Here is a 9,109-nt window from a genome sequence, read left to right as displayed (position 1 = left end):
CTTAACACGTTCACCGCAGCGGATCGTTCATGTGGCGGAGAAATCGTAGTGAACGGAAACATTCCACTACGTCCCCAAACATCATTCAACTAACCAAATTTATGCTACGTGATTCGCTGCGATATCCAGCAAGGCCATCTCATCGCTGTTCAACAGCTTCTCGATGTTCACCAGAATTAACATACGGTCACCGAGCGCACCCAGACCAGTCAGGTATTCTGTCGACAGCGTGACGGCAAATTCAGGTGCCGGGCGAATCTGGTCTGCGGCCAGGGACAGCACATCAGAAACACCGTCAACCACAATGCCCACCACGCGCTGACCCAAGTTCAGGACGATCACCACGGTATTCTCGTTGTACTCCACGTCGCCCTGGCTGAACTTCACGCGCAGATCGACGATAGGGACAATGACGCCACGCAGGTTTGTCACACCTTTGATAAACGCAGGGGTGTTGGCAATGCGAGTCACCTGATCGTAGCCGCGAATCTCCTGCACTTTAAGAATATCGATGCCGTACTCTTCATCGCCTAAAGTGAAAACCAGAAATTCTTGCCCTGATGGCTCGCCTGCCAGTTTCGTTACATTACTCATACCGGTCATGTTTTTACCTTCTTTACTAATCAGGCGGCTGTGTACGCCACACGTTGTTCACGATTTAATCCCTGAAGCGCCGACACATCGACGATCAGTGCGACGCTGCCATCGCCAAGGATGGTGGCAGCTGAAATTCCCGGCACTTTGCGGTAGTTGCTTTCGAGGTTTTTTACCACCACCTGGTGCTGACCAATTAACTGATCGACCAGCAGCGCATAGCGACGGCCTGCACTCTGCAGAATCACCACGATGCCCTGAGTGGCTTCGGTTTTCGCACCGTCAACCTCAAACACTTTCCACAGTTCCACCAGCGGCAGATATTCGCCACGCACTTCCAGTACGCGCTCACCACCGGCCAGCGGATGCAAATCTTCATCACTCGGCTGCAAGGATTCCATGACCGCGTTCAGCGGCAGGATAAAGACTTCACCGGCCACTTTCACCGACATTCCGTCGAGGATAGCCAGCGTCAGCGGCAGCAGAATACGAATCGTCGTGCCTGAACCTTGTTTGGATTTGATTTCAACGTGACCACCCATTTCCTGGATGTTACGTTTCACCACGTCCATACCCACACCACGGCCCGATACGTCAGTGACCTGCTCGGCAGTCGAGAAGCCAGGCGCGAAGATCAGCATGCCCACTTCTTCGTCGGTCATGTTTTCGTTAACGGCCATCCCCTGCGACATGGCTTTCGCCAGGATACGTTCACGATTCAGACCCGCACCGTCATCAATCACTTCGATGCAAATGTTGCCGCCCTGATGTTCAGCAGACAGCGTCAGGTTACCGACCGGGGATTTACCCGCCGCAATACGGTTTTCCGGTGATTCGATACCGTGGTCAAGGCTGTTACGCACAAGGTGCGTTAACGGATCGATAATGCGTTCAATCAGGCTCTTATCCAGCTCAGTAGAGCTCCCGATTTGCGTCAGGTCGATTTGTTTACCCAGCTTGCTGGCCAGATCGCGAACCAGACGCGGGAAGCGGCTGAATACATATTCCATCGGCATCATACGGATGGACATCACCGATTCCTGCAAATCGCGGGCGTTACGTTGTAACTGACCCATACTGGTAATCAAATCACCATGCGTCACCGGGTCCAGTTCGTTAGAACGCTGTGCCAGCATGGATTGGGTGATCACCAGCTCACCGACCAGGTTGATCAGCTGATCGACCTTTTCTACCGCGACGCGGATGCTGGTCGATTCACTCGTGCGGGCTGCCGGTTTTTCACGCTCAGCGCGATTTGGAGCCGCAGCATCATTTGGCACCGCTTTCAGAGCCGTCGTAGGGGCAACAACCGCAGGTGCTGTGAATTCAGGTTCAGCGTCGATTTCAGCAGGCGCTTCAACGGCGGCAGATTCCATTTCGAAAGCAATTTGATCGGCTTCGATAACGAAGCAGAGAACCGCCACGATGTCATCCTGACCGATACCGCCGTCGATGGTGGCTGCCAGGCTGTCTTTGCCTTTTACCACGTTGCTCAGCGTCGCCAGATTACCCAGCTCGTCTTCGAGCAAATTGACTTCGCTTTCTTTCAGTCGAGAGAGCACGACGCGGAGTTTATCTTCCGCGACAGGGGCTGCCGCGTCGTCTGACGCCAGCGCATCCACAACGCTTAATTTTGCCGCGCTAACGGCTGGCGTTGCCGCCTGGCCTTTCGCTTCCAATGCTAACTGACGCAGCGCGTTGCAGATATATTCAAAGCTGGCAGCGTCCGGCTCTGTCGAGCTTTTATAGGCATCAAGCTGTTCCTGCATAATATCTTTGGTTTCCAAAAACAGGTTAATAATGTCGGTGTTGAGCTGCATCTCACCGCGACGAGCCTCATCCAGCAGGTTTTCCATTAAATGGGTAGTTTCCTGCAAAATGGTAAAACCAAAGGTTCCGGCGCCACCTTTAATAGAATGTGCCGCACGGAATATGGCATTCAGCTGTTCTGAATCCGGGGCCTCAGGCACCAAATTCAGGAGATGCTGCTCCATATCAGCCAACAACTCGTCGGCTTCATCAAAAAACGTCTGGTAAAAATCGCTAATATCCATGCTCACGCTATCACCTCGGATTGGCTTGTGGCGATGTTGGAACGGCAGCCGAAGGAACTGCCCCTGGCTGTTTTAAATCGTCCAGTGACTCATTCTGGCTATCGGCGTTTTCGTGCAGAATGCTCTGCTCCGCCTGCTGATTGAGTACCAAAAGACTAATACGACGGTTGACGGCATCTTCCGGCCCGCGGTCGGTCACACGCATACTGGATGACATGCCGACTACGCGCAGAACTTTGCCTTCATCAAGCCCACCTGCCACCAGCTCGCGACGCGAGGCGTTGGCACGATCGGCTGAGAGTTCCCAGTTGCTGTATCCCTTTTCACCGTTGGCATACGGAAAATCATCCGTATGGCCAGAAAGACTGATGTGATTAGGAATACCGTTCAGCACAGGCGCAATACCGCGCAAAATATCGCGCATGTAATATTCGACTTCCGCGCTACCTGTTTTGAACATTGGGCGGTTCTGGCTATCAATAATCTGGATGCGTAACCCTTCCTGCACCAGATCGATTTTCAGATGTGGACGCAGCGCGCGCAGTTTCGGGTCGGCCTCGATCAACTGGTCAAGGTCGCCACGTAATTTTTTGAGGCGCGCTTGTTCCATACGCTTTTTCAGCTCATCAATATTCGGTTCTTTTTTGACTTCACCCTTCTGTTGGGTGAAATCATCACCACCGCCAGGAATTGGGCTGTCGCTGTTAGAGACTCGCGGCCCACCCGTAATGGCTGTCGCCAGCGGGGTTCTGAAATATTCCGCAATCTGTATCAGCTCCTTGGGGCTTGAGATCGACACCAGCCACATCACAAGGAAAAACGCCATCATCGCGGTCATAAAGTCCGCATACGCGATTTTCCACGAGCCATGGGAACCGTGCCCGTGACCTTTGTGTTTGCGCTTTTTTACTATGACGATGGGATGGGACTGATTTTTCATGCGTCCTCAGTGGTCGTCTGTTGGTTTGGGTTTTTCACCGCACGTACGTGTTCTTCCAGCTCGATAAACGAAGGACGCTCGCTGGAGTAAAGGGTTTTACGCCCAAATTCCACCGCGATTGGCGGTGCGTAGCCGTTCAGGTTCGACAGCAACGTGATTTTCACGCACTGCATCATCTTCGTTGTTTCCGCGCTCTTCTGACGTAACACACTCGACAGTGGAGAGATAAAACCATACGCCAGAAGAATACCGACGAACGTACCCACCATCGCGTGGGCAATCAATGCACCCAACTCCGCCGCCGGACGGTCTGCTGACGCCAGCGCGTGAACCACACCCATGACCGCCGCAACGATACCGAATGCCGGTAAGGAGTCGCCGACCATAGCCAGCGCAGCGGCCGGCACTTCGGATTCGCTCTCGTGGGTTTCGATCTCTTCGTCCATCAGCGCTTCGATTTCGAAGGTATTCATGTTGCCGCTGATGATGAGACGTAAGTAGTCGACGATAAAATCCAGCATCATCGCATCAGCGAGAATACGTGGATAGCTGGCGAAAATTTCGCTCTCTTTCGGGTTCTCGATATCCCTTTCCAGCGAGAACATGCCCTGCTGACGCGACTTCGCCATCAGGCGATAGAGCAGCGCGAGCAGATCCATGTACATGCTTTTGGTGTATTTCGAACGACGAAAAAGTAATGGGAGCGCCTTAAGCGTGCCCTTAATGGATTTACCGTTGTTGCCAACGATGAATGCACCTATGCCTGCGCCGCCGATAATAATCAGCTCAGCGGGTTGATAGAGTGCTCCAAGGTGTCCGCCGGTCATCATGTAACCGCCGAAAACTGTACCGAGAACTACCAGGTAACCTAATACGATAAGCACGACATCATCCTTCAGCTAGTGACTATGGCAAGATGCTCAGTTCGAATGATTGACCGGAATGCGGGGTAAAAAAAAGCAGCGGTAATTTCTTACCGCTGCTGGAATCTTGCCCCTACGTTCGGGTTAAACAGCTTGTTCGATCTGTTCATCCAGCAGTTGTGGATTACTATCGGCAGATTGCGGGGAAAGTTTACGTCTTTTTACCGCACGTGATGGCGGCTGGCATAAACTGCAGGCAAAGCTACCTACAGGCTGATGAGCGTGGGTAATAAAGTTGCCGTCACAGCAGTTACAGCGCGACAATTGCAACAGGCCGCTTTCAACAAAGCGCACCAAAGTCCAGGCTCGGGTCAGCGCAAGCAACGGGCCTTCTTCAGGCTGCGGACATTGCTCAAGATAAAGTTTGTACGCTTTGATAACGGCGTCTACGCCAGTGCATAAACCCGTTTTAAGAAGATATTGCCAGGCATTGCAAAACATCGATGCATGGATGTTTTGCTCCCAGGTCATAAACCAATCGGTTGAAAATGGCAGCATGCCTTTTGGCGGCGGGCTGCCACGTAATTCTTTATACAACTTGATAAGACGACCGCGACTCAATTGAGTTTCGCTTTCCAGCATTTGCAAGCGGGCACCCAGCGTGATCAGTTCCATTGCCAACTGAATGTCGCGTGCTTCCTGAACAATGCTTTTTTCGCTCATCGTTAAGCCCTTTTCTTCCGGGCCACTTCGTCAGTCTGGCTGACTTCAGTGAGGAGACGCGTTGAAAGCAGAATACCGGTATGGATCTGTTGCAGATCGTCAACGCGAGAATCTTGAGTCAGACGCGTAATGGTCTGGTGACTGTCGAAACGGAACTGGCAAACCAGTTGATTAGTTTCCGCCAGTTTAACCATCTGCGGAAGCGTTAAACCACCCAATGTTGTCGCCATTTCTTCACTAATACCAAGGCGGAACATCGCGGAAGGTTTGTCTTGACTAATCAAACGTTGTGCAAGTAATAAGTATGACAAATTGATGTCATAGACATGTTTCAACATTTCGGATGTGTGCATTTTTCCCATCCACAATAACCAACTATAATTTTTATGCGGATAAACCGCATCCCGTGATGTCGCCGGGAAAACCCCGGTAAAAAAATAAAGAAAAGGCTAAATGCATAGTTGTATTAAGGGTCGTGCTGAGTAAAACGCTCAGTGCTGTAATTGTTACATTCTGATAACACGCTTTATCAATTCTTACAAATAACTAAGATTTTTCCTAATTGCGGCAACTCTACTCGTCAGGTTTGAGACATACAATCCAGCCCTACCAAGAATTTAAAAAAAGTGTGATATAGATCACAAAATTTAGCCAGAAAAATCTGCAAACCCATCAGTATGACTTGTTGATTGAACAAAAAGCGTTCGAATGCGACTCCTTTCTATTCTCACTGCACGAATAGTCATGCATAAGTATTAACAATATGAACACAAATTTACGATTGGGGTTTCGAGACAGCCATAAAGTGCCTCACGCTCATTTCTACCATAGAAACAATTTCATTATTTATCGTAAAAACAACGTGTTAGTTATTGATGAATGTTAAATAATCGCGAATGGTTATCATATCAAACAGGTTGATAACAGGTTACAACCATTCAATAGCGCATGATTAATTTTGTTGGATTTCCGTTAAGTTCCTCATTTATCGTAGCAACCTGCGTTATGCCACTATTCGTTTTATAAGAATAATTAATGAATAATTATGATAAGCGTCACACGAGTGTCGTATTGCCCACTTGCGAACTCAGTAGAATAGCGGTAATGGTGTTGGATATCGTGGGCTTATAGTATAAGGAGTGCGTAATGAGTTACTCCCACATTCTCGTCTCTGTTGCGGTCTCACCCGAAAGCCATCTCCTCGTCGCACGCGCCGTTTCCATAGCACGCCCCCTCGACGCTCGCGTCAGTTTTATCACCCTCGCCGCTGAGCCGGAAATGTACAATCAGCTGGCCGCACCGATGCTGGAAAACATACGTGGGCTTTTGCAGGAAGAGACGCAGCAATTTCTTCAGGAGTTGGAAGATAGAGCCCATTACCCTGTCGAGCGTACCTATATTGCGACGGGTGAGCTGAATGAACATATTCTGGATATTTGCCGCAAACAGCGCATTGATCTGGTGATATGTGGGAATCATAACCACAGTTTTTTCTCACGCGCGGCGTGCTCTGCAAAAGCGATTGTCAGTTCAAGCCAGGTGGATGTGCTGCTGGTTCCCCTCGGCAATTGATTTGCCGAGGGGTATCTATCAGGCGAGTTTAGGGAAGGTTGCAATCTTTTTTTGCAGATTGCTCTCCACGCTACGGGGAGTTGTACGCTTGAGATCGCGGATAAACGTCTCCTGCCAGTGGTTAATATCGTTTTCGCGGATGACTTTCATCATCTCCGCATGCCGGGAAATGCGTTCCGTTAACGGCATTTTGAGCGCGCGATCCAACGCATTCGCCACATCATCACTGTCGTATGGATTGACGAGCAGCGCAGAGGTGAGTTCATTGGCCGCCCCGGCAAACTGCGACAGAACCAGCACGCCTGGGTCTTTAGGATCTTGCGCAGCCACATACTCTTTTGCGACAAGATTCATCCCATCACGCAGCGGCGTCACCAGACCAACCTCAGCGTAGCGGAACACCTTCATCAGGACTTTACGCTCGAAGTGTTGATTCAGATAATAGAGAGGAGTCCAGCCCAACTGGCCATAACGTCCGTTAATACGCCCGGCTTCAGTTTCGAGTTGGTGACGAATGTCCTGATAAGCCTGGACTTCACCACGCGACGTTGGCGCAATTTGCGTATAACGAATCTTACCGTGATGCTGAGGATACTTCTCCAGCAGCCTCTCGTAAGCCTGAAAGCGCTCGGGCAACCCTTTTGAATAATCCAGTCGCTCGACAGAGAAAATGTTTTTAACATTCTTCAGCTCATTTTTCAGCTGAGCCAGTTTAGGTGGCAGCGGCCCGGAGGCATCAGCGGCAATTTCGTCTGGCTCAATCCCAATCGGATACACTTCTGTATCAAAGGTTTTCCCCCATGCCTGATGGGATTTTCCATGATGGGTGGTCTGTCGCGTTTTACCCGCGACGCTCTCGAGGAACGCCTGACGGTCATTCTCCGTCTGGAAGCCCAGCAGGTCATAGTCGCACAATCCTTCCAGCAGCTCTTCATGCGGTGGAATGGCGGTAAAAATTTCCGGCGTCGGGAACGGAATATGCAGGAAGAAACCGATGCGATTGTTCACACCCCGTTTTCTCAGCTCGCTGGCAAACGGAAGCAAGTGATAATCGTGGATCCACAAAATATCGTCTTCTTCGATCAGTGGCAGCAGTTTGTCCGCTAACAGCGCATTGACGCGCGTGTAGCCATCCCAGGAGTCTCGCTGGAACTTGACCAGATCCAGGCGATAGTGAAACGCAGGCCACAGCACCGCGTTAGAGAACTGGGAGTAATACTCCTCATGATCTTGTTCACTGAGATTAAACGAAGCCCACGTGATATTACCGCGTGTGACTTTCTGTAAAGGCTTATCTTCGTTACCGACTTCTCCACTCCAGCCAAACCAGAGTCCACCCGCTGTTTTTAAGGCACCCAAAATCCCTACCGCCAGACCCCCGGCGCTGGATTTTTTATCATCCGGTGGCGCAATACGGTTAGAGACTACGACTAAGCGACCCATAATGTTTTCTCCTGTTGTGATGCGCTATTTTTTCTTCTTGTTGCTGGTTAGCGATTTCAGCGATCCACTGCCAGACGCTGGCAACATTCGCCAGTCGCCATTTCGCACAGGTTTCACCCTGCCCGACTTTTACCGATATCCCGTTTTCCTGATTCACGACGCTAAAACCGCTTTCATCGGTCAGGTCGTCACCGACAAAGACAGGTGTTCTCCCTTTAAACGGCATCTCGGCCATGAACGCCTTCAGCGCCTCGCCTTTATTGATTCCCCTTGGCTTGATCTCAACAACGCATTTGCCTGGCTGAATCGCCAGCTGAGCGTTAGCCTCAACGACAGACGCCGCAAGCTGAGTTATCGCCTGCTCATGCTCTGGCGCACCGCGATAGTGCAGTGCAAAGGCCATGCCTTTCGCTTCCAGTTCCGTCCCCGGAAAATGGGAAAGCGCAGATGTGAGTTTCGCATGCAGTGACTTCACGAGCGGCTCGGGGAGAGAAACGATATGCGATTGATCATGGATGTCGCGGCGCTCCGCTCCGTGCACGCCGGCAAGCGGAAAACGGTAAGGCCGGGCAAGTTCATCGAGTTCGGCCATTGAGCGCCCTGATATCAATGCCAGAGCCCCCTGATTCAGTTCTGATAGCTGATTCAACATCCGGAGAATATCGGCAGGTAAAACCACCTCGTCAGGATGCGGTTTGATCTCGGCCAGCGTCCCGTCGAGGTCGAAAAAGAATGCGTACTCTCCGGTCAGCACAGGCGGTATGGTTAACGTGTCTGCCACCCTTGTCCTCCTTACAGTTAGCGAGATGTCGAAACGGTTAGCATCTCAGTAGCCATGTAAGTATAGACAGTGTGACGGGGCTCGCCATTTCGCAAACCGCCTACCAGCAAAGCTGGCAAGCGGTTGGGGGGGACGACTA

General features: G+C 51.0%; 9 protein-coding genes. 1 reads left to right on the top strand and 8 read right to left on the bottom strand.

Going from position 1 to position 9,109, the window contains the following annotated elements:
- Window positions 1–99: 99 nt before the first annotated feature.
- From cheW to flhD, 6 genes are all read right to left on the bottom strand, one after another.
- Window positions 100–603, bottom strand: coding sequence for a chemotaxis protein CheW (gene cheW, locus AC0LWE_RS14150; protein WP_015959467.1), 504 nt, complete (start codon window positions 601–603; stop codon window positions 100–102).
- A 20-nt stretch (window positions 604–623) separates the two neighbouring features.
- On the bottom strand, window positions 624–2,654 hold the full coding sequence (gene cheA, locus AC0LWE_RS14145) for a chemotaxis protein CheA (protein WP_059179676.1): 2,031 nt from the start codon (window positions 2,652–2,654) through the stop codon (window positions 624–626).
- A gap of 4 nt (window positions 2,655–2,658) precedes the next feature.
- Window positions 2,659–3,588 (bottom strand): flagellar motor protein MotB, encoded by a 930-nt coding sequence (gene motB / locus AC0LWE_RS14140; RefSeq protein WP_059179675.1) that lies wholly within the window; start codon window positions 3,586–3,588, stop codon window positions 2,659–2,661.
- Window positions 3,585–4,472, bottom strand: coding sequence for a flagellar motor stator protein MotA (motA, locus tag AC0LWE_RS14135; protein ID WP_015959470.1), 888 nt, complete (start codon window positions 4,470–4,472; stop codon window positions 3,585–3,587). Before motA ends, motB begins: the two co-directional genes overlap by 4 nt.
- A 123-nt stretch (window positions 4,473–4,595) precedes the next feature.
- On the bottom strand, window positions 4,596–5,174 hold the full coding sequence (gene flhC / locus AC0LWE_RS14130) for a flagellar transcriptional regulator FlhC (RefSeq protein WP_015959471.1): 579 nt from the start codon (window positions 5,172–5,174) through the stop codon (window positions 4,596–4,598).
- A gap of 2 nt (window positions 5,175–5,176) precedes the next feature.
- Window positions 5,177–5,527: a flagellar transcriptional regulator FlhD gene (flhD, locus tag AC0LWE_RS14125; protein ID WP_041689445.1), complete on the bottom strand. Its 351-nt coding sequence runs from the start codon at window positions 5,525–5,527 to the stop codon at window positions 5,177–5,179.
- A gap of 793 nt (window positions 5,528–6,320) precedes the next feature.
- On the opposite strand from flhD, the gene uspC reads away from it, so the two are divergent.
- A complete protein-coding gene (gene uspC, locus AC0LWE_RS14120; RefSeq protein WP_059179674.1) occupies window positions 6,321–6,746 on the top strand; it encodes a universal stress protein UspC in 426 nt (141 codons plus the stop codon).
- An 18-nt stretch (window positions 6,747–6,764) separates the two neighbouring features.
- Here the strand turns inward: uspC and otsA are convergent, their stop codons facing one another.
- Both otsA and otsB read right to left on the bottom strand, forming a co-directional pair.
- Window positions 6,765–8,189 carry an alpha,alpha-trehalose-phosphate synthase gene (gene otsA, locus AC0LWE_RS14115; RefSeq protein ID WP_219347630.1) on the bottom strand — a complete coding sequence of 475 codons (1,425 nt, stop codon included), beginning with the start codon at window positions 8,187–8,189 and terminating at the stop codon, window positions 6,765–6,767.
- Window positions 8,164–8,970: a trehalose-phosphatase gene (gene otsB, locus AC0LWE_RS14110; RefSeq protein ID WP_059179672.1), complete on the bottom strand. Its 807-nt coding sequence runs from the start codon at window positions 8,968–8,970 to the stop codon at window positions 8,164–8,166. Before otsB ends, otsA begins: the two co-directional genes overlap by 26 nt.
- Window positions 8,971–9,109: the final 139 nt, after the last annotated feature.

The organism is Lelliottia sp. RD5, assembly GCF_056032945.1.
This window is presented reverse-complemented; position numbering and strand designations above follow the sequence as displayed.